We start from the raw sequence: 25,030 nt of genomic DNA on the forward strand, positions 1-25,030 counted from the left end.
TTCCTTTCTCTGGTTAGGGAATCAGAAACGGTAGCTGGCGCTCAGGAAAGCCACCCCGGCCACCTTTTTCTCGACGATTGGGCTGTTAGCCGCATCGCCCAACAGAGTATAGATACCGACTCCACCCTGGAAAGCGATTTCCCGCGTCAATTGATAATTCAGCGCCGTGTTGAGCATCACCTGTTTAAAACCGCTGCCTGGCCGATAAGTTTCGAAAGCGCTTTGCTGTGCCTGCTGCTGGGTAACACCAAAGTAGCCCCGCTGATAGCCGCTGTTGGCCCAGGTGGTGGTCAGATCGGCAGAGAGGCTAAGAGCATCGGTTAAGGGATACAGCGCCGCCACACCCAGGTCAACATAGGCGGTATGACCCAGATCTTCATCGCCGTAGCGACGCGCCTTGGTCGCCTGCATGCCCCTGACATAAGCGCGGAAAGGCTCGAGTTTATAGCTCAGTTCAATGCCGGCCTCAAACGCACCGTCCAAATCGCCCATACCTTTCAGCCGATTGTTGTGCCCTCTCAGCGTTTTCACTTTCTCGTCTCGTCCGCCGTCATAACCGGCCAATAAGGCGATGCCGAACGGCCCCGACAACGGCAACTGCCAACTGGCGCCCCCCAACCCAATACTGAAATCCCCCCAGGCCGCCCCATCATAGCTAGCCTGCATATCGTACAGCGGCACAGCGCTATAGATAGATGCCCCCTGATACAGCGGCGCTACCGCCATACCACCGCTGAGAGTCAATGAAGCTTGCCCGCCCTGTTGTGCAGAGCCCTGCAGGGGAAATATTGTCAACAACGTCGCTACGGAATAACCCAGGATATTTTTCAACTGGTCAGCCTTATTAAATTAAATGTTGTAGCTGCACCAGACGACGCAGCTGTTTTTTAATACGAGGTTTTAAGCTTTTATAAACAACCAGGGGTTCAGCATGCTGAATAAACGGCAGGGTCGATGAAAGTGGAGTGGCATGCTTGCCACTCTGCAAGCCGATAGGGGAAGGCAGCGTAGTCAGCGCCAAAAATAAAATCGCGACAGCGCATGTAGCCACCGTTGAAAATTTATCTGCTCGCATTTTTCCCCACCCGAATGATTTTTGCAGGGATGAGCGTACTAGAAACAAACCGAGGCTCCCTTAACGCCAAATTAATGCCAGATTAAGGTTTGCTTAAGAACGGGTGAGCAAAAAGGATGACGCCGTTGTCTTCATCCGATGGTTGTAGTTATATAGCCGTCGACACATCGATATTAATCGGATGGCACGTGAACATACTGTTGGTGGAAGACGACCTGCAATTAGGCAAGGCCTTATGCCGCGCATTGGAGCTGGCGGGCTTTGAGTTGTGCTGGGTGCGGCTGGTCCATGATGCTCAAAGTAAACTTTCGCAAGCCAGCTTCGATTTAATGCTGCTGGACCTGACCCTGCCTGACGGCGATGGCTTAAAAAAATTGGTCGAGTGGCGGGCCGCCGGACAAAATATCCCGATCATTGTTCTGACCGCCCGCGACCGGATTGAGAGCCTGGTCAATAGCCTGGACTCCGGTGCGGACGACTTTCTGGCCAAACCTTTCGCCTTGCCTGAGCTGATATCTCGTGTGAAGGCGGTGAACCGCCGCATGGCCGGGTTTGCCTCCCAAACCTGGAGCCTGGGCAATTTGTATCTGGACCCAATGAACCACCAGGTGACACTGGATGGTGAACTGCTGCTGTTATCGAAAAAGGAGTACCGGCTGTTGCATGAACTGATGCGCTGTGCCGGCACCGTGGTGCGTAAAACCGCACTGGAGCAAAGTCTTTTCGGTCACGGCGACAGCGTGGAAAGTAACTCGCTGGAGGTACATATGCATAATTTGCGGCGCAAGATAGGTAGAGAGCGAATTATTACCGTGCGCGGCATTGGCTATTTATTAAAAAAAGAGACGCTGGGATGATTAGTTTTAAATCCTTTTTTATGCGCACCATTATTTTCCAGGTATTAGCCATATTACTGCTGTGGGGCGTATTGATGGGCTGGGTAAAATATTTTTATTACCCCGACGCCGAAAAATACTTGGATAATCAGCAACGCATTGTCGCACGCGGAATTGCCAATATTCTTGATAAGACTGACGTCAACGACCACAATTTTATAGAGGTAATTAAAGACATCGAAATAATGTATATCGACTCGATCAAAAACGGCATGCAGGATGAAATAGACTATCGCCCCTTATTTGTGGTTTACGATCATAACAATAAGATGCTTTACGCCTCGCCGGCGCAGGAAATACCGCTGTTCCTGCCACCTTCCGTGCTGTCCGGCACTATCAGCTACGCCAATATGAAGTGGCATATCGCCGGCAGTTGGAGCGACAAGCAGCAATTTAGGGTGATCGTCGGCGAATCCTTTGACAACCGCACCACCATTTTCGGTAATCCGGCGGAAAGCACCGCTATCCCACTGCTGTTAACCCTGGCGGCAACCATTGCCGCCCTGTTGATCACCGCCTATTTCAGTCTGAGGCCGCTACGGCAAATCGCCAGAATGATCTCTGACCGCAAGCCCGGTACCTTGTCACCGATCAATGCGACCGAGCAATATCAGGAAATCCGGCCAATAGTATTGGAAATCAATAAGCTGATGGCACGTATCGATGCCGCCAATCAGCGCGAAAAACGCTTTATGGCTGACGCGGCGCATGAGCTACGCACCCCGATCGCCGCCGTACTGGCACAGTTGCATCTGCTGACCCAGGTGGCGGATAAAACCGAACGACAGGAAATCATTGAAGACATGCAGCAGGGGCTGGATCGCGCCGCATCGCTTTCGCGCCAACTGATTGACCTGGCCAAGCTGGAGTCAGAAGACTTTCCGCTGAAGATTGAAACCGTGAATATTCACACGGAAATCAGCAAATGCATTGCCCAACACGTGCCCTATGCGCTGGAAAAGAACGTCGAACTTTCGCTGGATGGCAGTGAAAATGTGATGATTGATACCGATCGCCAATCACTGATTACCATCTTCACCAACCTTTTGGAAAACGCCATCAAATACGCGCCGGAGAATGGGCGAATCGAAGCCAATATTCGCTCGCTGTCACCGCTGGGTTGCTACATTACCTTGCGCGACAATGGCCCTGGCATCGGCCCGGAATACCACAAACGGCTGTTCGAGCGCTTTTACCGCGTGCCGGGCACCCTGCAAGTTGGCAGCGGTCTGGGGCTGGCGATAGCCAAAAATCTGGCCGATAAAATCGGTGCGCAGCTGCGGCTCACCGAAGGACTCGATGAACGCGGTATCGGGTTTGTTATCGACTTACCGGAAAACTACCTCGCACCGCCAGAAGAAAGTTAAACCGGCATGAAAGCCGCTATTTTACTGCCGCGGTATCGGCTTGATTGACTGTGACAGATCAATGGGCAAAAACGTGTTTGCCCATAAACCTGAGAACAGTTATCCGGCAATACGGATCACCGATCGCACATCGCTTTTCTTGTTCAGATCCCACACTTCGGCGATCTCGGATAAGCCGTGCTCCTGAGTTTCAACCGAGATCTGCCCTGCGGCCGCCAACGCCAGGATCTCACTGGCATATCGCTGCATCTCAGCCGGCGGAGGAAAATTGCCGGTGCCACTGCCCAAAATCTGCAGCTGATTGCTGCGCAGTACCGCTGCCGGCAAGCGGATGTCTGGCCCGGCCATTGAACCTACGTTGACCAGACGAATACCGCGCCCACCGGCATAGGAAGACAGATCGTGATTGTTCAGCGTGGCCAGCAGCGCTTCGGTAGCCGCCCCCCAAATGTAATCGACAATCACCTGATAGCCGTTCGGGCCTGCAGCAGCAGCGAAAGCCTGCACCAGTGCATCTCCTTCCAGGCTGAGGTCCACCGTCGCATCGACGTCCAGCGCATCCAGTACGCTCTGCCGACGCCCAGCCGCGACAATCCGCCCGGCTCCCGCCTGACGTGCAGCGGCCACCGCCAGCTTGCCCGAGGTGCCGGTCGCACCAATAATCAGCACCGTTTCACCCGCCTGAAGCTCAGCGCGCCAGTGCAGCGGCAGCCAGGCGGCAAATGCCGGATTAATCAATGCCGCCGCAGTGGCATCATCCACGCCCTTTGGCACCGGCACGCTCCAGGAAGCGACAGTACGCTCTGCCAGTGCGCCGTGAGGCTGCCGGAAAGAGGCGAAATAAACCCGCTGGCCATCCGGTGCATAGCCAACGCCATCGGTACCGGGCACGATCGGCAACACCTTCGGGCTGGAGTAATGGGTTCCCGCCACTATGGCGCGATCCAATTGTTTGATACCGGCGACAATCACTTCGATCAGGGTTTCCCCTTCTCTGGCTATCGGCTCATCCACATCACCGACTACGGGTGCCTGGCCTAACGCGTTAACTATTGCAGCTCTCATCATTGCTCCTTAATCCGTTGGGGTTGCGGTGCGGCGACAGTAAAAAAGGGACACTGCATCATGCAGTGTCCCTTGAGAGTACGCTTTGCCGAACGTGTTATTGATATTGACTCACCGGCATTTTGTTGGAGAAATCAGAACCGCCAGCTCACAGACATATTGCCCTCTAATGAATTACTGCCCTGGCGGAACAACTCGCTGGAAAGCCCGGCCCCAACTGAAACATCTTTGTTCAACTGATACTGCACACCCGCTTGCGCCGCCAGCCCATCACGCCCCGCCAAGGTGCTTTTGCTATCAAAAGCCGAGGCGTCATAACCAACGAACTGCGCACGCTGGGTGACATTGTTGCTCAGCAGCTCATGCTGCCAGCCAAGGCGCAGGGTCGCGGACAAAGCCTCTGTCCCCTGGAACAGCGCCTCTACACCCAGCGTGCTTTGCAGAGAGTCGGCATAGCGCCCTTTAATCTGCATCGGCAAGGTGCCAGTACCGGTCTCCTTAATCGTACGATGAGTGGTGGCGGTATAATCCAGTGCCGCTACCGGGCCAAAGCTGAACGAATCGGTTAATGCAAAATGATAGCCGCCGCCCAGAGTCAATGAACCGTTCCAGGCCGTCCAGTCGCTCTTGCTGGTGCCGCTCACACCGGCGACATCAAACTGACGCTTCATATGATTATCCTCAGCGCCCACCCGGCCCAGGCCATAAGCAAACGGCCCGGCCATGGCATCCTGTGCAAAGTTGAACTGCAAACCGACATCAAATGAAGTGCTGTGCGCCCGCGCCCGATCGGCACTTTTGGCATTGACGGTTTGTCCGCCCACCGCGGCGTGGAAACCGGTGGTCAGCCCAGGCACCAGCACATTACGTTTCTCTGCGCCGAACAGCACGCCATAACGCGATGCGTTGTAACCGGTGATATTGCCCGAATTACGCTGCCAGTTACCGCCGCCATAAGGCAGGGCAAAACTAATCCAATCTTGTTCGTCGTCAACCGGAGCCAGCGTCAGATTGCGTTCCGGTGCCGTCAACGCACGGGTTAACTGACGTTCGCGATCGAATGAAGCCTGGATCAGGCTGTTATAGGCCGACGGCTCCAACTGGGCCAAAGCATTGTTGACCTGCTTGCCATCAGGGGCAGAGAAATCCAGCGCAGTCAGCAACGGGCGCATATCATTACCCGCCGTCACCGCTGCACGGGCCAACGCCAGACCGACGTTCTGCTCATTCACGCTCTGTGCATATTGGCTGTAGGCCGATGCACCACGGCTGGCGCTGATTTGATATTCCCCGGCCGCCAATGCTGTCGCACTGAAGCTTAAGGTCGGTGACTGCGTCTGCACGCTGATCTGATCGAACTCACCGCTGGCCTGCCCCAGTTGCAACAGGGAAGTGCTGTTCAGCTTCCAGTCTGATGCATACCAGCCTTTGACCGGCATCAACGCCAAGGCACCGCCCAGACTGGATTTTCCGCTGATTATCACCTGGTCCCCACGCCCCAGGTTGTCGAACATCAGTTGCAGACGCCCCTGCGGCCCCTGCGAGTAATCGCCGACGATCGAAACCAGACCAAAAGGTGAACCGGTGGTGAGCAAACCGTTATTGGTAAACAACCCGGCATCCGACAGCTCATAACGGCTATTCCCAGCCAGTTGGGCCCCTGGCTCAATATCCACGCTATACACCTGATGCATGCCGTTGAGAGTCGTTTTACCGCCCTCAGCCACCAGCGCAAAATTATCCTTACCGCGAATGTTACCGTTATAGGTGAAGTCAAAACCGCTATCCGCCGCTGCGGTGACCTGCCCCAGTTCATCCGGCTGCAGGCCGAAGGTTAAACGGGTGAGGCGTGCCTGATTATTTTCGTCCCATTGCGCATAGTCAGAGATAATATCGCCCTGAATGTCAGCACCACGCATCACGTTGATTGCGCCGGCCAGTGCATTCTCAGACTGGTAGATCGCCGCTTTGCTGCCTTTCAATGAGCCGGTAATATCGAAATTGGACACCAGCGGGGCTGCCCGATATTTGGACAGGTCGACCCCATCCCATTGCCAGATATACGAGCCACGGTATTCGGCATCATTGCCCAGCAGGTTGTTACCAAAGTCCAGACGGGCAGCGATACCCTCTTTGCCAGTCGCCTCCAGGCTGCCACGCTGGATAATATTGTGCCGATCCCCGTACGCCACCAATAAGCCGGTGCCGTAATCACCGTTGGCCTGCACCCGGGTACCCGGCGCGATGCTGAGCGTGTTGCCCGCACCATCAATGCGGATACCGGCGGCGGCTACGCCATCTGCCAACAGATCGCCGCCCTGCTCTATGCGATTGTTACTGCCGTAAATGTGCAACCCGACACCCCGGGCAGCAGTATTGGCTTTGCCGTCGATATAATCGGTACCGTCAGCATTACGCGCGAAATACCCTTGCTGGTTAACCACATCCAGACCGCTGCCATAAACAGAACGACCAAAGAAGTTACGACGATCGATGTCGTACCCCATGTCCTGTAACAGCGCCAATTCGGCTTCCATCATCGAGGTGTAATTACGGTAGTTTTGGTGGCTCATCAGGCTGCGATCCAGTTCGATGTGAGACATGTAATCCTCATCCAGATCGCCAAATACATCGAGGATGCGTACCGGAACCCCCGGCATGGCCCCTTCCAACACTTCTTTGACGTGGCTACCGGCGAAATAACCTTGATCCTTGCGCACGTCGAAACCTGAAGGATCGTCCGGTCCCTCACAGCCTTTGCACAAAATCGCCTGGTCCGGCTGAGCAGGATTACCGTTGTCGTCAAACAGATGCGATGTCCAGCTCCCCTGCGTCGGGCCGAATTGCGTTACGCCATTGGCTACCCCGGCATCAGCGCTGATCCCTAACGCATGGGCAATTTCATGAAATATCGTGACTTCCAGATCGGTTCGATGATCGGTGGGGATCTGTGCCGGCGAGGCCTGGGTAGGGGTAAAGTCCAGCTTGCCGATACGGACGATGGCATGGGCACCGCTGTCCAATACCCCCGCCTCCTGCCCCTGTAACACTGCCTGAAGCTGGGTCAAACTAAAGCTGTCGTCACTGACGTTGGCGCTCATTGCGCCGGCATTTTTCTCATCAAAGGTACCGACGTTGATCACCCCCGGCAATTGGCCAGGCTTGGGTTTGATAATATCGGCCCAGCGTTGTGCGGCGCTGATCACCTGTGCCTTTTGCGCCTCGTCCAGGACCCAGGATGAGTGCTGAGGGACACCTTCATCAGTAAAATAGCCGTCATCGGTGGGGGTGTAGAAATTCAGTTTAAATACCGTTTGCCCGCTGTTATTTCGTACTTCATAACTTTCAACCGCCTGCGCGGAGCAGAAGGGTAAAGCCGCAATGATTGCGATAGCCAACCTTTTCATAGAGCACTCCTTGTGAGTCAATCTTCCCTGCAAAATATTTTGCTGATGTCAATTTAACCACGCGTGTTTAAACGGAATGTAAACCGGACAGTGTCTTAAATCAGGTTGGAAGCAAACTGCGGGGGATCGCACAAAAAAGAAGATAATTAGCAATTAATCAAATATATAAGCAAGAAAACCATGTGCATGATGGACAAAAAAAAGCAGCGCAAAATGCGCTGCCTGTTTATCAACTCCCCGCCGAAGGGTTTATTCGTATTCGCTCATCGGTACGCAAGAACAGAACAGGTTACGGTCGCCGTACACGTCATCCAGACGTTTCACGCTCGGCCAGTATTTGTTCTCACGCACACCAGCGATTGGGAACACCGCCAGCTCACGGCTATAGGCGTGCTGCCAATCACTGACCAGTTCGGCCTGAATGTGCGGCGCGTTGACTAATGGGTTGTCTTCCAGCGGCCATTCACCTTTCGCCACCCGATCAATCTCGCCGCGGATAGCCAGCATCGCGTCGATAAAGCGATCCAGCTCTGCTTTGCTTTCAGATTCGGTAGGTTCAACCATCAGCGTACCCGCTACCGGGAACGACATGGTCGGCGCATGGAAACCGTAGTCAATCAGACGTTTGGCGATATCCATTTCGCTGATGCCGGTCTCTTCTTTCAACGGACGAATGTCGAGAATGCATTCATGCGCCACGCGGTGATCGCGGCCGGTATACAGCACCGGGTAAGCGTCTTTCAGACGGGTTGCGATGTAGTTGGCGTTCAGGATCGCCACCTGGCTCGCCTGCTTCAACCCTTCTGCGCCCATCATGCGGATATACATCCAGCTGATTGGCAGAATTGAGGCGCTACCAAAGGGTGCAGCAGAAACTGCGCCCTGCTGGGTGGTCACACCGTCGATCTGCACCACGCTGTGGCCCGGAACGAAAGGTGCCAAATGCGCTTTGACGCCGATTGGCCCCATGCCTGGACCGCCACCGCCGTGCGGGATACAGAAGGTTTTATGCAGGTTAAGGTGTGAGACGTCCGCACCAATGTAACCTGGGGTGGTGATGCCCACCTGAGCATTCATGTTGGCGCCGTCGAGGTACACCTGGCCGCCGAACTGGTGAACGATCTGGCACACTTCACGGATAGTTTCTTCGTACACGCCATGGGTCGACGGGTAAGTCACCATGATACAAGACAGCTCTTCACCCGCTTGCTCGGCCTTGACGCGCAGGTCGTGCAGATCGATGTTGCCATTCTTGTCGCAGGCCACCACTACCACGCTCATGCCCGCCATTTGGGCAGAGGCCGGGTTGGTACCGTGTGCGGAGCTTGGGATCAGGCAGATGTGACGGCCCGCTTCGTTACGGCTTTCATGGTAATGACGGATCGCCAACAGCCCGGCGTATTCACCCTGCGCGCCGGAGTTCGGCTGCATGCAAACCGCGTCGTAGCCGGTCAATTGCACCAGCCACTGTGACAGCTGACCGATCATCTGCTGATAGCCTGCCGCCTGTTCTGGCGGGCAGAACGGGTGCAGCTCAGAGAACTCAGGCCAGGTAATCGGGATCATTTCCGCCGCGGCATTTAGCTTCATGGTGCAAGAACCGAGCGGGATCATCGCCTGGTTGAGCGCCAGATCCTTGCGTTCCAGACGGTGCATATAACGCATCATCTCGGTTTCGCTGTGGTAGCTGTTGAATACCGGGTGAGTCAGGATCGGATCCTGGCGCACCATGCCCGCCGGGATCGATTGGCTATTTTTGCTCACCGTCGCGTCCAGCGCGTCGATGTCCAGACCGTGCTCGTCACCCGCCAGCAAGGCGAACAGCGTTTGCACGTCTTCACGTGAGGTCGCCTCGTCCAGCGTGATGCCCACCGCACCGTGAATATCGGTACGCAGGTTGATGCCGAAGCTCAAGGCGCGTTCCAGCACCGCGGCCTTGTCTTTCACTTCCACCGTCAGGGTATCGAACCAGGTTTTGTGACGCAGTTGCAGCCCGGCCTGTTGCAGCCCGGCGGCCAGAATGTCGGTCAGGCGATGGATACGCCCGGCGATACGTTGCAGGCCTTGTGGGCCATGGTACACCGCATATAGGCTGGCGATGTTGGCCAGCAGTACCTGCGAGGTACAGATATTTGAGTTGGCTTTTTCGCGGCGAATATGTTGCTCACGGGTTTGCATCGCCATGCGCAGCGCAGTGTTACCGGCAGCATCGCGAGAAACACCAATGATGCGACCTGGCATCGAGCGTTTGAATTCGTCACGGCAGGCGAAGAAGGCCGCGTGTGGGCCACCGTAACCCATCGGCACGCCAAAGCGCTGTGCGGAGCCGAACACCACGTCGGCGCCCTGTTTGCCCGGTGCGGTCAACAGCACCAGTGCCATAATGTCGGCAGCCACGCTGGTACCGATTTTGCGGGTTTTCAGCTCGGCCAGCAGTTTGCTGTAGTCGTGCAGTTCACCGGTGGTACCGACCTGTTGCAGCAGCACGCCAAACACGCCCTGCAGCTCCAGCACTTTCTCGGCTTTATCGACGATCACTTCAAAACCGAAAGTGGCGGCACGGGTACGTACCACGTCCAGCGTTTGAGGATGCACGTCGTCAGCCACGAAGAAACGGTTAGCGTCTTTCAGCTTGCTGGCGCGTTTGGCCAGCGCCATCGCTTCGGCGGCCGCGGTCGCCTCGTCCAGCAATGAAGCCGATGCCAGATCCAGACCGGTCAGATCGAGCGTCACGGTCTGGAAGTTTAACAGCGCCTCAAGGCGGCCCTGCGACACTTCCGGCTGATAAGGGGTATAAGCGGTGTACCAGCCCGGATTTTCCAGCATGTTGCGCAGGATCACCGGCGGTGTCAGCACCGCGCTGTAGCCCATACCGATATAGGATTTGTAGCGCTGATTCTGCGAGGCAATCGCCTTCAGTTCGGCCAGCGCCTGATGTTCAGTAGCCGCATCGCCCACCGGCGGCGGCGCAGGCAGTTGAATGTCTGCCGGCACAATCTGTTGGATCAGCGCGTTGAGCGAGCGTGCGCCCACCGCTTCCAGCAACTGCTGCTGTTGTTCTGCAGAAGAGCCGATATGGCGTTCGATGAACGCACCGCTGTGTTCAAGTTGGCTGAGTGTCTGAGTCATTGCTACAAATTCCTGAATGCTTACGGGGTACGGGATATAGCCTGATCTATAACTAAAACGCCCCGGCCAATGGGCCTGGGGCGTTACAACAGTTACTCGTCGATAGAAGCCTGATACGCACCGGCATCCAGCAGGTTGCCGAGTTCGGCACTGTCAGAAGCCTTGATGCGGAACAGCCAGCCTTCGCCGTACGGGTCACTGTTAACCAGCTCCGGAGAGCTTTCCAGCGCATCGTTGGCAGCGATGATTTCGCCGCTGATAGGTGCATAGATATCGGAAGCGGCTTTCACCGATTCCGCTACTGCGCAGTCTTCGCCAGCGTTAACCGCGGTGCCCACGTCAGGCAGGTCGACAAACACCATGTCGCCCAGCAGTTCCTGCGCGTGTTCGGTAATGCCTACCACGTATTCGCCGTTGCCTGCGTCACGCACCCACTCATGGGATGTTGCGTATTTCAATTCTGTTGGCACATTGCTCATCGCCAGCTACTCCTTCGAAGAAATAAAGAATCAATAAACAAAAAATTAATTAGTCAGTGGCTTACCGGCACGCACAAATCCAGGTTTGGTGACCTTGACCGGCATTTCACGGTTGCGGATCTGAACGATGGCCTGCTCGCCGATACCGGCGGGTACGCGGGCCAGGGCGATGCTGAAGCCCAGGGTCGGTGAGAATGAACCGCTGGTGATCACCCCTTCATGCGTCTGACCTGCTTCATCGGTGAAACGCACCGGCAGCTCATTACGTAATACGCCTTTTTCCGTCATGATCAAGCCGACCAGTTGTTCGGTGCCCACTTCGCGCTGTTTTTCCAACGCTTCACGGCCGATAAACTGACGGTCTTCCGGCAGCCAGGCAATGGTCCAGCCCATGTTGGCAGCCAGCGGCGAAATCCCTTCATCCATCTCTTGCCCGTACAGGTTCATACCCGCTTCCAGGCGCAGGGTGTCACGCGCCCCCAGGCCAGCCGGCTTCACGCCCGCCGCCAGCAGTTTCTGCCAGAAATCGACCACCTGCTCTTTCGGCAGGGCAATTTCATAACCCGCTTCGCCGGTATAACCGGTAGTGGCAATAAACAGATCCCCGGTCTGTACGCCGAAGAACGGCTTCATGCCTTCAACCGCGCTTTTTTGTTCCGGGGTAAATAAGGTGGCGGCGCGCTCTTTGGCCTGTGGGCCCTGCACCGCAACCAGCGCCAGATCGTCACGCACCGTCAGCGCTACGCCGTACGGAGCTGCGTGTTCTTCGATCCAGGCCAGGTCTTTGTCGCGGGTGGCGGAGTTCACCACCAGGCGGAAATAGTCTTCAGTAAGGAAGTAAACGATCAGGTCGTCGATCACACCGCCAGACGCATTCAGCATGCCGGTGTACAAGGCTTTGCCAGGTTGAGTGAGCTTGGCGACGTCATTCGCCAGCAGGTAACGCAGGAACTCGCGGGTGCGGGCACCGCGCAGATCCACAATGGTCATATGGGAGACGTCGAACATACCGGCATCCTGACGCACGGCGTGGTGCTCATCGATCTGGGAGCCGTAATGCAGCGGCATCATCCAGCCATGAAAATCTACCATGCGCGCACCGCACGCCACGTGCTGGTCGTACAGTGGGGTTTGCTTTGCCATCTTTTCCCTCATTTCACTCAGAAGCTGAAGATAGGGTGCTGCTACGCAATACATCAGATAATGGCTCGCGGCCGGATTGCGTGGCGCACTGACTGCCCAACAGAAACGCTGCGCCGAACGTGCAAAAACTGCGGCTAACCGCCGCGACGCAAACGATACCTTTGTCCTGACGTTATCACCGAACGACCCCATTAACCATAAGTTAAAATAGGCTTGGCGTCGCTCAGGGCCAGTAAAATGCCGGGCTAGTGTGCAGAGTTTTTGACTGGAAAAATGCGCTTTAAGGCACAAAACCAACAATTAAAGCACCAAAAATCCGAAGTTATATAACAAACCCAAGGCCGGATACGGAATTTCGACTTTTGATAACCGAACATGGAATTAGAAAAACTAATGGCAAAACCGGCCTGGAATTAGATTATTTCAAATGAAGGGTTATATAAGAAAAAGCTATGGGTATAAGGCGCAGGGCTGCGCCTTTGAGAATCGATGATATCGCGGGGAAAATGAGGCAGAGAGGCCTGACGACCTCTCTCAGGCTGCCGTCAGGCCAGCCATTCCGGCAGGTCATTCAGGCCCATCGCCTGACGCACCAGCTTGGGCTTCACGCCCGGCAAGCTGTCGGCCAGGCGCAGCCCGACATCACGCAACAGTTTCTTCGCCGGGTGGTTACCATCAAACAGTTCGCGGAACCCTTGCATGCTGGCCAGCATCACCGCAGCACCGTGTTTGCGACGGCGTTCGTAGCGGCGCAGATACAGGTGTTGGCCAATATCCTTGCCCTGCCGTTGCAGACGGCGCAGTTCGGCGATCAGCTCTGCCACATCCATAAAGCCCAGATTCACCCCCTGCCCGGCCAGCGGATGCACGGTATGCGCCGCATCGCCCACCAGCGCCAAACGGTGCGCGGCAAAGTTGCGGGCATAACGCCCGGTCAGTGGGAAGGTCTGACGTTCACTTTCCAGGGTGCAGGCACCGAGGCGCAGGTCAAAAGCCATCGCCAGCTCACGGTTAAACTGATCCGGCTCCAGTTGTTTCAGGCGTTCAGCCTCTTCCGGTGCCACCGACCAGACGATCGAGCTTAAATGCGGATCGCTGAACGGCAGAAACGCCAGAATGCCATCGCCGTGGAACACCTGACGCGCCGTCGCCAAATGCGGCTCTTCGGTGCGGATCGTGGCCACCAGCGCATGGTGGCGGTAATCCCAGAAGGTCAGCGGGATATCGGCATGCTGACGCAGCCAGGAATGGGCACCATCGGCCCCAATCACCAGTCGGGCGGTCAGCATGCGGCCGTCTTCCAGAGTGATGAAAGCGTCGTTCTCGCCCCAGGCCACCTGCTTGAGCGCCGCAGGCGTCATCAGCGTGACGTCGCTCAGGCTTTCCGCCCGCTTCCACAACGCCTGCTGGATCACCGAGTTTTCGATGATATGGCCAAGATGATTAAAACCGCATTCGTCACCACGAAAGGCTATTTTGCCGAAGCTGTCGCGATCCCAGACTTCCATGGCGTTATAGGCGCTGGCGCGCAGGGAGAGGATCTCGTCCCACACGCCAATGTGCTGCAGCAGGCGCTCGCTGGCGGCATTGATGGCGGAAACGCGCAGTTCCGGCTGTGGTTGCGGCGGCGTCATATCCGGTTGCTGCTGTTCCAGCACCGCAACGCGCAGACCGCTGCCCTGCAAACCACAGGCCAATGCCAACCCCACCATACCGCCGCCGGCGATAACCACGTCAAATGATTGCATGCTGCTTAATTTCCTTAAATGACTCGCTGTGCCATTGCCCAGCGCTTTGGGCACAGCATGCTGCGCCTGTGCTTATACACCGCTTAGCGATCCACCCAGCCCAAAGTACGTTTGGCAAAGGCGTCCCGCACCGACGGTAACTGGGCCATCGCCATCAGACCCAGATTACGACCGACCACCAGGGGACCGTAGCGATTGGCAAACAGCCGGATCAGGCCGTCTGTCACACCAATGGTAGCCTGCTGATCTTGCTGTCGCCGTTGTTGATAACGCCCCAACAGCGCATAGCCACCGGGATCTTCTCCGGCCTGCTGCGCCTCGGCCAGCGTTTCCGCCAGCGACATCACGTCACGCAAGCCAAGATTGAACCCCTGCCCGGCGATCGGATGCAGCGTCTGTGCGGCATTGCCCACCAGTGCCAGCCGGTGGCTGACATGCTGATTAGCGGTCAGCAGGCTGAGCGGGTAGCTGTGGCGTTTGCCGGCGCGAAGAATTCGCCCCAGACGCCAGCCAAATGCCTGCTGCAACTCACTGATAAAACGCTCATCGTCCCATCCGTCGACCTGCTCGCGATCTTCACGCGCATGACACCACACCAGTGAGCTGCGCCCCTGAGACATCGGCAGTAAAGCCAAGGGCCCGTGACGGGTGAAGCGTTCAAAAGCGCGCCCCTGTGGATGCTCTGCAGTGGTGACGTTGGCAATGGTAGCAAACTGCGGATAGTCACTTTGCTGCCACTGCAGATTACAGGCCTGTGCCAGCGCCGAACGTGAGCCGTCCGCCGCCACCAGCAGTTGCCCGCTGATACGCTGACCGTTATCCAGCAGTACTTCGGCCTGCTCTGCTGTACGCACCACATCGACCACCCGGGCCGGACAGTGCAACGTCACACCCGGTGCCTTGGCCAGCAGCGCAAACAACCGTTGACCGGCATCGTGCAGCTCAATCACCTGCCCCAACGCATCGACCTGGTAATCCTGCGCGTGCAAATTAACAAACCCGGCATGACCGCGATCGCTAACGTGCACCTGGGTAATGGCCGTCGCACAGTCGCGCAGCGCCGGCCAAACGCCAATGCGCGTCAACTGCTGACAGGTGCCCTGCGCCAAGGCAATGGCGCGGGCGTCAAATCCCGGATGGCTGCGGTCGTCCGGTCGGGTCGCTTCGACCAGATCAACCGCCAATCTTCCCTGAGTCAGCGAGGAAATGGCCAGCGCCAAAGTCGCCCCCGCCATACCGCCGCCAACGATGATTACACTCATGCTGTTACCTTGCCGCCGCCATCAGTGCTTCGATGGCGTCTGCGTCTTTCACTACGCTGACCGTCAGATTCTCAATGCCGGTGGCGGTGATCAGGATGTCGTCTTCAATACGAATGCCCATGCCACGATATTCTTCCGGCACATCAGCATTCGGCGCAATGTACAGCCCCGGTTCGACGGTCAGCACCATGCCCGGTTCCAACGTACGGTCACGATCTGGCGTACCGTAATGGCCGACATCATGCACATCCAGCCCCAGCCAGTGACCCAGGCCATGCATGTAGAACGGACGATGTGCCTGTTCGGCAATCAGCTGTTCGACTTCGCCTTTCAGGATCCCCAACTCCACCATCCCGGTAATCATGATGCGTACTACCTCATCGTTGACCACACGGATGCTGATGCCCGGTTTGAACATTTCCAGCGCCCGTTGCAACGACGCCAGCACGATGTCATACACCGCGCGCTGCGGTCGGCTGAATTTGCCATTGACCGGGAAGGTACGGGTGATGTCGCCGGCATAGCCTTTATACTCGCAGCCGGCGTCGATCAGCACCAAATCGCCATCGCGCAATTCACTTTCGTTCTCGGTGTAGTGCAGGATACAGGCGTTGTCACCGCCACCGACAATGGTGTTGTAAGACGGGTAGCGGGCACCGAAGCGGGTAAACTCATGATGAATTTCCGCCTCGAGCTGATATTCGAACATGCCGGGACGGCATTTCTGCATTGCACGGGTATGGGCCAGCGCGCTGATCTCACCGGCGCGACGCATAATCACCATCTCTTCCGATGACTTGAACAGACGCATTTCGTGCAGCCACCGACGCCAGTCGGTCAGGGTTGCCGGTGCCTGCAGGTTCTGGCGGAAACCCTTGCGCAGCTTGTCCAGCGCAGCAAACAGGATTTGATCGGCATAGTCGTATTGGCCCTGCGCGTGGTAGATCACGTCCAGGCCATTAAGCAACAGGGGTAATTGGTCGTTGATTTCATCGAACGGCAGCGCGCGGTCCACACCCAGCTTCGCCGGGGCAGCCTCTTGGCCCAGACGGCGGCCAAACCAGGTTTCCGCCGTCAGATCGCGCACCCGGTTGAACAGCACGCTGTGGTTATGCGTCTCGTCACTCTTCACCAGAATCAATACCGCGCCCGGCTCGTTGAAGCCGGTCAGGTACCAGAAATCGCTGTTCTGACGGTAAGGATATTCGGTATCTGCACTGCGCGTTGCTTCCGGCGCAGAGAAAATAATCGCCGCGCTGGCCGGAGCCATTTTCGCCAACAGCGCCTGACGGCGGTTGTTGAATTCCTGCTGAGTCATCACCTTCTCCTGAAATCAATCTGCCTGTGCTCACGGCCTCAAGGACGTGAAATAGGATGTTTAGTGCAAGGTCGGTTTGGCATTTTCCGGCGCCGTCGGCTTGCGGCGAGTAAATTCGGTGTGGCACAAAATGGCCGCCATCCGCACATACTCCACCACTTCCTCCAGAGAGTGCTCAAGCTCTTCCTGGTCTTCATCTTCTTCATAACCGAGTTGGGCGATGTTGCGCAGATCGTCGATCGCCTCACCCAGCTCGTCTTTCACCTGGGCCAGTTTCGGCTGCATCATGCCAAGGCCGAGCAGGAAATGGTTCACCCAGCCGCTCAACGCATCGGCGCGATCAAACACGCTGACCGTTTCGCCTTCCGGCATCATCAGTTGGAACATGAAATCGTCGTCTTCCAGCGTTTCACGCGTAATTTCATGAAGTTGCTGAAGCGGCAAGCTTAGCGCCTGCGGGAAGGCCACGCCTTCATTAGTCAGATCATAGACCAGTGATTGCCAGCCGGCGTCACGGCTGCCACCGCACAACAGGCCACTGATCAGGCCGTGCATTTCTGCTGCGGTCAACGCCACCGCTTGCTGGTTAAGGGCAAGGGTCAAAGATTGGTAACTTGGAAATGTATTCTGTATAGACATGCGCATTCGTCATCGTTGGCAGGATAAGTTCGTGTTATGCTACCACCAAGGTCCGTCGCTGTACCAGATAAGCACGACACCTCAGTGGCTAGTTATAATCGTGATGCGTCAGAATTCACACAGTACCGGCAGGGAACAAAATGAAGCTAAATACGCATTTTGAAACCCTTTTTTGACTGGTAATGTCTGTCGCGGTAGATTACAACCAGGTACTGAAAAAGGGGTTGTATCTTGGTACCGAGGTATATATAGTGGCGCCCGCTTTGGTGGCCCGGTAAGGGTAGACTGGGGCTGGCGCGAAATTTAGGCAGGAAGGTGGCATGTCTGCACAACCAGTAGATATTCAAATTTTTGGTCGCTCTTTAAGAGTCAATTGCCCGCCAGAACAACAAGATGCGTTGAACATGGCAGCGGTCGATCTTAACGAACGGTTGCAAGATCTTAAAGTTCGCACTAGAGTCACAAATACTGAGCAGCTCGTTTTCATTGCAGCATTGAATGTTTGTCACGAACTTGCTCAAGAACGGTTGAAAACCCGTGATTATGCGTCCAATATGGAACAACGCATTCGCATGCTACAACAGACCATTGAACAGGCTTTGCTTGAACAGGGTCGCATCTCTGAACGTCAGGATGCACAATTCGAATAACTTAAGTTGCTGAAATCCTGGATTTTGGCAATGAGTAAAAAATTTCTCTGAGATGTTCGCCAGCGGGCCAGTCCCCTGAGCCGATAATTAGTACCAACAGAATGTGATGATCCGCGATCGGTGTGCATGCTCGGCCCGCCGAGAAGCCTTAAGATTGCGACAGCACGTTCACCTTGAACCATGGGTTCAAGGGTTACAGCCTGCGACGGCATCTCGGAGATTCCCCTTCCTCAGCGGTAAGTGTGCTGACTATGTCTTTTCAAGCCCAGTATGCCCAACAGCGGCAAAACATCCGAAACCAAATCCGTCAACTTCGACGCGCCCTAACACCCGAACAACAAAATAATTTCGCCCTGCAGACGGTTGAACGCATCGCTGCGCATCCGCGCATCCAGGCGGCACAAAGCATTGCGGTGTTTTTGTCGTTCGATGGCGAGCTCGATACCCGTCCGCTGATTGAACGGTTATGGCAGCAAGGCAAACAGGTTTATCTACCGGTGTTGCACCCGTTTAGCCCCGGCAATCTGCTGTTCCTGCGCTATACCCCGGAAACGCCTCTGGTTAACAACCGCTTCAATATCCTTGAGCCACAGCTCGATGTGCGCAACGTCTTGCCGATCGGCTCACTCGACGTGGTGCTGACGCCACTGGTGGCGTTTGACAGTACGGGTCAGCGTTTGGGAATGGGTGGCGGTTTTTACGATCGCACTCTGCAAAACTGGCAACATCTCGGCCCCTACCCGATCGGGTTGGCACATGACTGCCAGCAGGTGGAACAACTGCCGGTGGAACATTGGGATATCCCGCTGCCGGAGATCGTTACCCCATCGCAGAATTGGGTATGGCGGATAGCCGAATAGCAAAAGGCCGGATAAATCCGGCCTTGGTTATTACAACGCGTTCAATCAGAGCAGCAAGCGAGCACGGATAGTGCCGGCAATCGCCTTCATACGTTGCAGTGCCGCGTCGGCACGTTCGGTTTCAGCTTCGATGTCGATCACCACGTAGCCGATTTCCGGACCGGTTTGCAGGTACTGCGCGGCGATGTTCACCCCTTCTTCAGCGAAGATCTGGTTAATCTGCGTCAGTACGCCAGGACGGTTTTCATGGATGTGCAGCAGACGGCTGGCATTAGGGCCATGCGCCGGCAGTGACACTTCCGGGAAGTTAACCGCCGACAGCGTCGAACCGTTGTCGGAGTATTTCGCCAGCTTACCGGCCACTTCGTCACCGATGTTCTCCTGCGCTTCCTGAGTCGAACCACCAATGTGCGGGGTCAGGATCACGTTGTCGAACTCGCACAACGGTGAGTTGAACGGCTCACTGTTGGTCGCAGGTTCTTCCGGGAAGACGTCGATCGCCGCACCGGCCAAATGCTTGCTGGCCAATACTTTGCACAGTTCAGGAATATCCACCACGGTACCGCGCGAGGCGTTGATCAGAATTGAGCCCGGCTTCATCAACGCCAGCTCTTCTGCACCCATCATATTCTTGGTCGACAGGGTTTCCGGCACGTGCAGCGTCACTACGTCGCTCATGTTGAGCAAATCGGACAGGTGGCGTACCTGTTGGGCATTGCCCAACGGCAGCTTGTTCTCGATATCGTAGAAGAACACTTTCATGCCCAGGCCTTCGGCCAGGATACCCAACTGGGTGCCGATATGGCCGTAGCCGATAATCCCCAGCTTCTTACCGCGCGCCTCAAACGAGCCCACGGCCAGTTTCTGCCATTCACCGCGGTGTGCCTTGGCGTTGGCGGACGGAATGCCGCGCAGCATCAGCAGCAACTCGCCCAGCACCATTTCGGCCACGGATCGGGTATTAGAGAAAGGTGCGTTAAACACCGGAACGCCGCGCTTGGTCGCCGCCTTCAGATCAACCTGGTTAGTACCGATACAGAAACACCCTACCGCCACCAGCTTTTCTGCAGCGGCGAAAACTTCTTCGGACAGATGCGTACGCGATCGGATGCCGACGAAGTGAGCATCGCGGATCGATGCCTTAAGCGATTCGGTGTCTAACGCACCTTTGTGATATTCAATGTTGGTATATCCGGCTGCCAGCAGATTATCTACCGTGCTCTGATGAACCCCTTCCACCAACAGGAATTTAATCCTGTCTTTCTCCAATGATACTTTTGCCATTTACCCGACCCTATGTTCAGACTTCAGAAGCGGCTGTTGTGAAACAGCACGCATCCAACATAACAAAAATAACGCAGGCGGCAATACAAACGATTGCCCGCCCGTCAGGACAAGGCTCAGCGTTGTTGCTGGTTTCTGGCAGAAAATGCCATAGGGAAAGAAATAGGCAGAAGCTTCGTGGAGCTATCGCTCGTAATGTGACATATGTCACCAAATTTAGCGCTTTTAATAAAAGATATTTTAACCAGTGAATTATGCGGCCCGGTGGGATCCAAGACCGCATACCTGTAGAGGGTTCTACATTATCCGATGACCTTCACGCCATCAGGCGTGCCGACCAGCGCCACGTCGGCGCCACGGTTGGCAAACAGCCCCACGGTCACTACACCGGCGATGCCATTGATTTTATTTTCCAGCGCAATGGCATCGAGAATGCTGAGATTATGCACATCCAGGATCACGTTGCCGTTATCGGTCAGGACATTCTGACGATACTCCGGCAGTCCGCCCAGCTTCACCAGCTCACGCGCCACGTAGGAGCGCGCCATTGGGATCACTTCTACCGGCAGCGGGAATTTACCCAGCACGTCGACCTGCTTGGTGGAGTCGACAATACAGATAAACTTGCGCGCGATGGCAGCAATGATTTTTTCACGCGTCAGCGCAGCGCCGCCGCCTTTGATCATCTGCATCTGGCGGTTGATTTCATCCGCGCCGTCGACATAAATATCCAGCGAATCCACTTCGTTGCTGTCGAACACGTGGATACCGAGGCTTTTCAGCTTGGCAGTGGAGGCGTCGGAGCTGGACACCGCCCCTTCGATCTGGTGTTTGATCGAGCCGAGCGCGTCAATAAAGTGGGCGGCGGTCGAGCCGGTACCCACCCCGACGATGGTGCCCGGGGTCACGTAATCCAGCGCTGCCCAGCCAACCGCTTTTTTCAGTTCATCCTGCGTCATAATATGTCCATTGCCTCTGTACGAAAACGTGTGCGTATTATAGGGTAAATCGCTATTTTTCACTTAGGCAGGATCACACTTCTTCACCCTGAGCCGCATTTTTAGGCGCGCCGCGGCAAGATGGCCCGGTGATTTTCCACCTGTAAAACACCAGAGATGTGGCATAGTGCCAGTATCAATTTACTTTAAGGGATATCTTTCCGATGAAACGCCCAGACTATCGAACGCTACAAGCGCTGGACGCGGTGATCCGTGAGCGTGGCTTTGAGCGCGCCGCGCAAAAACTTTGCATCACACAATCGGCAGTATCCCAGCGCATCAAGCAGTTGGAAAACCTGTTTGGCCAACCGCTGTTGGTGCGTACCGTGCCGCCACGCCCGACCGAACAGGGCCAGAAGCTGTTGGCGCTGCTGCACCAGGTGGAATTGCTGGAAGAAGAGTGGCTGGGCAACGACACCGGTATTGATACGCCGCTGCTGCTGTCGCTGGCGGTTAACGCCGACAGCCTGGCAACCTGGCTGCTGCCGGCGCTGAAGCCGGTGCTGACCGATTCTCCGATCCGTCTGAACCTGCAGGTAGAAGACGAGACCCGGACTCAGGAACGCCTGCGCCGCGGTGAAGTGGTGGGTGCGGTGAGTATCCAGCCGCAGCCACTGCCAAGCTGTCTGGTGGACCAACTGGGCGCGCTGGATTATCTGTTTGTCGCCTCGAAAGGTTTTGCCGAGCGCTACTTCCCGAACGGGGTTACGCGCTCCGCGCTGCTGAAAGCGCCGGCGGTGGCATTCGACCATCTCGACGACATGCACCAGGCTTTCCTGCAGCAGAACTTTGATCTGTCGCCGGGTAGCGTGCCCTGCCATATCGTCAACTCATCGGAAGCCTTCGTGCAGTTGGCGCGTCAGGGCACCACCTGCTGTATGATCCCGCATCTGCAGATTGAGAAAGAGTTGGCCTCGGGCGAACTGATCGATCTGACGCCGGGCCTGTTCCAGCGCCGCATGCTGTTCTGGCACCGCTTCGCGCCAGAGAGCCGCATGATGCGTAAAGTGACCGATGCCCTGCTCGAGCATGGCCGCCAGGTTCTGCGCCAGGATTAAATAGAAAAGGTTGCGGACATCGTGATCTGTTATTTCATGGTAGGGGCGCTGCAAGCTGCGCCCTAGTGCAGAATCAATGGGTTAAATCGGGTCGAACATGTTCGACCCCTACCGATTTAGCCCTTGCGTGGCTTTGTCAGCCAGTCTGAATTATTGCGCCGCGTTGCGCTGCAACTCAAACACCACATCCACCTGATCGTCAAAGTGAATGCTTTGCTGTTCGTAGGTTTGCGCCGCGTCGCTTTCCGCCGCTGCACCCGCCGATTTATACATGCGTGCTACCGGCATCGGCTGGTAGTTGGCAACGTGATAACGAATGCTGTAAACCGGCCCCAGCTTGGCGTTAAAGCCTTTCGCCAATGAAGCTGCCTGCTGAGTGGCGTTCTCGATGGCTTTCTGACGCGCCTGCTCACGGTAAACGTCCGGTTTCGCCACGCCCAGCTCAACGGCGCGGATCTCATTCAGGCCGGATTTCAACGCGCCGTCCAGCAGCTCGTTCAACTTATCCAACTGACGCAGCGTCACCTGCACCTGACGTACCGCACGGTAGCCTTTCAGCACCGATTCACCGGTTTTCAGGTAGTCATATTCCGGCTGGGTGCGCAGGTTGGCGGCGCTGATGTCTTTCTTCTCAATGTTATTTTTCTGCAGGAAATCAAAATATTGCGCTACGCGCTCATCAACCTGCTTTTTCGCCTGTGCGGCGTCTTTGGAAGAGACGCTGACCTCGATCGCCAGGGTGGCGATATCAGGTGTCGCGTCAACGCTGGATGTGCCCGAGGTCACCACGTGTGGCCCTTCCGGCACTTCTGCCGCTTGCAGCGCCAGAGGTAACGTCCCTAATCCAACCATTGCGGCCATAGCCAATGCTTTAAGCTTCACAGTGTCTCCTTGATGACAGGCTGTAACTGATTTACCGGCCTTTCTCTACTGAGAACAGCCGGTTCCTTGGCATCAAACGTAGCATATCGCGCGGGCTTTTGAATTCGGATTAGTGACAAATTCTTATAAACCTGCCCCCTGCCAGGCCAACTGCAAAGCGATGCCCCACATCACCACGCCGACCAGCGTATTGATGATGCGCTGCGCCATTCGGGTGTTCAGCCAGGGTGCCAGCCAGGAAGCCAGCAGCGCCAGCCCGAAGAACCAAACGATGGAAGCGCTCACCGCCCCCAACGCAAACCAGGAACGAACATCCGGCGTCAGTTGCCCCCCCAGGCTGCCCAGCACCACAAAGGTGTCGAGATAGACGTGCGGATTCAGCCAGGTCACCGCCAGCATGGTGACCACCAGCCGCCAGCGGCTCTGCTTCAATTCCTCAGCGGTTGCCAGTGCCAGTTGCCGGCTGAAGGCAGTGCGAAACGCGCCCCAGCCGTACCACAGCAAAAAGGCGACGCCGCCCCAGGTTACCAACGCCAGCAACAGCGGCGAACGACTCAGCAAGGCGCTGCCGCCGAAAATCCCCCCGCAGATCAGCACGATATCACTCAACGCACACAGCGACGCGACCATCAGGTGGTACTGACGGCGAATGCCCTGATTCATGACAAAAACATTTTGCGGGCCCAGCGGCAGGATCATCGCGGCACTCAGGGCAAAGCCCTGTAAAAAGACAGCTAACATGGTATTCCTCACAGAGAACAAAGCGCCGGGCAGCGGCGCGTATCGGTCAATACGCGCATCATAGGAGGAAAAAATTATTAGGTGAAATTGATATTTCTAATCAACTATCAGCAATGCTAATAATCAGGCCGGAGTAACAAACCCCAGCTCCTGAGAAATGCGCTGCGCGGTCGCCAGCACTGGCTTAATCAGGGCTTTGACGCCAATCTGCTGCAGCTTGGCAGTCGGTAGCGAAACCGACACCGCATAGGGCACCCGTTGCTGAATATCAAACACCGGCGCCGCCACGCAGGACACTCCCAGCTCATTCTCTTCGCGATCCATCGCCATGCCGCGCAGGCGGATATCGGCCAGCTCTTCATACATCTTCGGCAGCTCGGTGATGGTATTGCGCGTTAATGTCTGGATCTCATGCTGATGGGTTTGCCAGTAGCGATCGGGATAATCACTGTTGCCGTAGGCCATAAAAATCTTGCCCATCGCCGAGCAGTACAGCGGCATATGCTGGCCGATATAGGCACGGGTACGCATCATGCCGGTAGTCGGCTCCAGCTTGTAGATCAAAATGACGTGGTCGTCTTCGCGGCTGGAGAAGTTGACCGTCTCCCCCACTTCCAGATTGAGCTGCTCCAGGTGCGGCGCAGCGACATGGATAATATTCAGCGAGGAAAGCGCCTTCTGACCGATAGAAATAAACTTGGTGGTCAGGCGATAGCTGCCGGGCGACGGGGCCTGGGTGACATAGCCGCTGGTATGCAGCCCTTGCAGCAGGCGGTGGACGGTACTTTTGTTCATGCCGGCCAACTCAGACAGGTGCGCCAATGGGCAGCCGTTAGGGAAGTTACTCAGGATCTCAATCAGTTGCAAACCGCGGAACAGGCTTTGGCTGCCCAGGGGTTTGTCTTTCTTGTCATCTTTCTCGTCGACAGCTTTCAGGCTCATAGCGCAATTTCTCCAGTGTCGAGCCGCCAGCCAACGCCACGGCGTGGTAAACGGACCCTTTGCCGGGAATGTTACCCCAAGGCCCGC

The 25,030-nt window shown here is 56.1% G+C and carries 21 protein-coding genes and 1 other RNA gene; 6 read left to right on the forward strand and 16 right to left on the reverse strand.

What is annotated here, in order from left to right; all coding sequences use genetic code 11:
- Positions 1-21: 21 nt before the first annotated feature.
- Positions 22-831, reverse strand: coding sequence for a MipA/OmpV family protein (locus NHG65_RS21320; protein ID WP_499182650.1), 810 nt, complete (start codon positions 829-831; stop codon positions 22-24).
- Positions 832-844: 13 nt separating this feature from the next.
- Positions 845-1,075, reverse strand: coding sequence for a hypothetical protein (locus NHG65_RS21325; RefSeq protein WP_157765451.1), 231 nt, complete (start codon positions 1,073-1,075; stop codon positions 845-847).
- A gap of 188 nt (positions 1,076-1,263) precedes the next feature.
- Between NHG65_RS21325 and NHG65_RS21330 the strand changes: the two genes are divergently transcribed.
- Entirely contained in the window at positions 1,264-1,932 is a 669-nt protein-coding gene (locus NHG65_RS21330; protein WP_085118723.1) for a response regulator, read from the forward strand.
- Positions 1,929-3,338, forward strand: coding sequence for an ATP-binding protein (locus NHG65_RS21335; RefSeq protein ID WP_219016894.1), 1,410 nt, complete (start codon positions 1,929-1,931; stop codon positions 3,336-3,338). The genes NHG65_RS21330 and NHG65_RS21335 overlap by 4 nt, the downstream gene beginning before the upstream one ends.
- 99 nt (positions 3,339-3,437) lie before the next feature.
- Here the strand turns inward: NHG65_RS21335 and NHG65_RS21340 are convergent, their stop codons facing one another.
- The 9 genes from NHG65_RS21340 to NHG65_RS21380 form a co-directional block, all read right to left on the reverse strand.
- A complete protein-coding gene (locus tag NHG65_RS21340) occupies positions 3,438-4,403 on the reverse strand; it encodes a zinc-binding alcohol dehydrogenase family protein (protein WP_219016895.1) in 966 nt (321 codons plus the stop codon).
- 134 nt (positions 4,404-4,537) lie between these two features.
- Complete coding sequence (locus NHG65_RS21345; protein ID WP_219016896.1) at positions 4,538-7,810, reverse strand: autotransporter outer membrane beta-barrel domain-containing protein; 3,273 nt, start codon at positions 7,808-7,810, stop codon at positions 4,538-4,540.
- A gap of 249 nt (positions 7,811-8,059) precedes the next feature.
- Positions 8,060-10,939 carry an aminomethyl-transferring glycine dehydrogenase gene (gcvP, locus tag NHG65_RS21350; RefSeq protein ID WP_499182651.1) on the reverse strand — a complete coding sequence of 960 codons (2,880 nt, stop codon included), beginning with the start codon at positions 10,937-10,939 and terminating at the stop codon, positions 8,060-8,062.
- A gap of 92 nt (positions 10,940-11,031) precedes the next feature.
- A complete protein-coding gene (gene gcvH / locus NHG65_RS21355; protein ID WP_085118731.1) occupies positions 11,032-11,418 on the reverse strand; it encodes a glycine cleavage system protein GcvH in 387 nt (128 codons plus the stop codon).
- A gap of 45 nt (positions 11,419-11,463) precedes the next feature.
- Complete coding sequence (gcvT, locus tag NHG65_RS21360; protein WP_099065327.1) at positions 11,464-12,561, reverse strand: glycine cleavage system aminomethyltransferase GcvT; 1,098 nt, start codon at positions 12,559-12,561, stop codon at positions 11,464-11,466.
- A 545-nt stretch (positions 12,562-13,106) separates the two neighbouring features.
- Positions 13,107-14,309: an FAD-dependent 2-octaprenylphenol hydroxylase gene (ubiI, locus tag NHG65_RS21365; protein WP_499182652.1), complete on the reverse strand. Its 1,203-nt coding sequence runs from the start codon at positions 14,307-14,309 to the stop codon at positions 13,107-13,109.
- An 83-nt stretch (positions 14,310-14,392) separates the two neighbouring features.
- Positions 14,393-15,571 (reverse strand): 2-octaprenyl-6-methoxyphenyl hydroxylase, encoded by a 1,179-nt coding sequence (gene ubiH, locus NHG65_RS21370; protein ID WP_207979445.1) that lies wholly within the window; start codon positions 15,569-15,571, stop codon positions 14,393-14,395.
- Between the two features lie 4 nt (positions 15,572-15,575).
- Positions 15,576-16,889 (reverse strand): Xaa-Pro aminopeptidase, encoded by a 1,314-nt coding sequence (gene pepP / locus NHG65_RS21375; RefSeq protein WP_499182653.1) that lies wholly within the window; start codon positions 16,887-16,889, stop codon positions 15,576-15,578.
- 60 nt (positions 16,890-16,949) lie between these two features.
- Positions 16,950-17,528, reverse strand: coding sequence for a YecA/YgfB family protein (locus NHG65_RS21380; RefSeq protein ID WP_099065323.1), 579 nt, complete (start codon positions 17,526-17,528; stop codon positions 16,950-16,952).
- A gap of 320 nt (positions 17,529-17,848) precedes the next feature.
- Here NHG65_RS21380 and zapA point away from each other — a divergent pair, with 320 nt between their 5' ends.
- From zapA to NHG65_RS21395, 3 genes are all read left to right on the forward strand, one after another.
- Positions 17,849-18,178, forward strand: coding sequence for a cell division protein ZapA (gene zapA, locus NHG65_RS21385; RefSeq protein ID WP_012146623.1), 330 nt, complete (start codon positions 17,849-17,851; stop codon positions 18,176-18,178).
- A gap of 41 nt (positions 18,179-18,219) precedes the next feature.
- Positions 18,220-18,402: non-coding RNA, 6S RNA (gene ssrS / locus NHG65_RS21390), on the forward strand.
- 27 nt (positions 18,403-18,429) lie between these two features.
- Positions 18,430-19,038: a 5-formyltetrahydrofolate cyclo-ligase gene (locus tag NHG65_RS21395; RefSeq protein ID WP_499182654.1), complete on the forward strand. Its 609-nt coding sequence runs from the start codon at positions 18,430-18,432 to the stop codon at positions 19,036-19,038.
- 45 nt (positions 19,039-19,083) lie between these two features.
- Here NHG65_RS21395 and serA read toward each other — a convergent pair whose 3' ends face one another.
- Complete coding sequence (serA, locus tag NHG65_RS21400; protein ID WP_099065321.1) at positions 19,084-20,322, reverse strand: phosphoglycerate dehydrogenase; 1,239 nt, start codon at positions 20,320-20,322, stop codon at positions 19,084-19,086.
- A 302-nt stretch (positions 20,323-20,624) separates the two neighbouring features.
- Positions 20,625-21,281, reverse strand: a complete 657-nt coding sequence (gene rpiA / locus NHG65_RS21405) for a ribose-5-phosphate isomerase RpiA (protein WP_085118743.1) — start codon at positions 21,279-21,281, stop codon at positions 20,625-20,627.
- 203 nt (positions 21,282-21,484) lie between these two features.
- Between rpiA and NHG65_RS21410 the strand changes: the two genes are divergently transcribed.
- Positions 21,485-22,378 (forward strand): LysR family transcriptional regulator ArgP, encoded by an 894-nt coding sequence (locus tag NHG65_RS21410; RefSeq protein ID WP_012146627.1) that lies wholly within the window; start codon positions 21,485-21,487, stop codon positions 22,376-22,378.
- 150 nt (positions 22,379-22,528) lie between these two features.
- Here NHG65_RS21410 and NHG65_RS21415 read toward each other — a convergent pair whose 3' ends face one another.
- From NHG65_RS21415 to NHG65_RS21425, 3 genes are all read right to left on the reverse strand, one after another.
- Complete coding sequence (locus tag NHG65_RS21415; protein ID WP_099065320.1) at positions 22,529-23,260, reverse strand: oxidative stress defense protein; 732 nt, start codon at positions 23,258-23,260, stop codon at positions 22,529-22,531.
- Between the two features lie 123 nt (positions 23,261-23,383).
- Positions 23,384-24,001: an arginine exporter ArgO gene (gene argO / locus NHG65_RS21420; protein ID WP_112347306.1), complete on the reverse strand. Its 618-nt coding sequence runs from the start codon at positions 23,999-24,001 to the stop codon at positions 23,384-23,386.
- A 123-nt stretch (positions 24,002-24,124) separates the two neighbouring features.
- Positions 24,125-24,943: an IclR family transcriptional regulator gene (locus NHG65_RS21425; protein WP_099065318.1), complete on the reverse strand. Its 819-nt coding sequence runs from the start codon at positions 24,941-24,943 to the stop codon at positions 24,125-24,127.
- Positions 24,944-25,030 lie beyond the last annotated feature (87 nt).

This window comes from Serratia myotis (assembly GCF_027474885.1).
GTDB lineage: Bacteria > Pseudomonadota > Gammaproteobacteria > Enterobacterales > Enterobacteriaceae > Serratia > Serratia proteamaculans.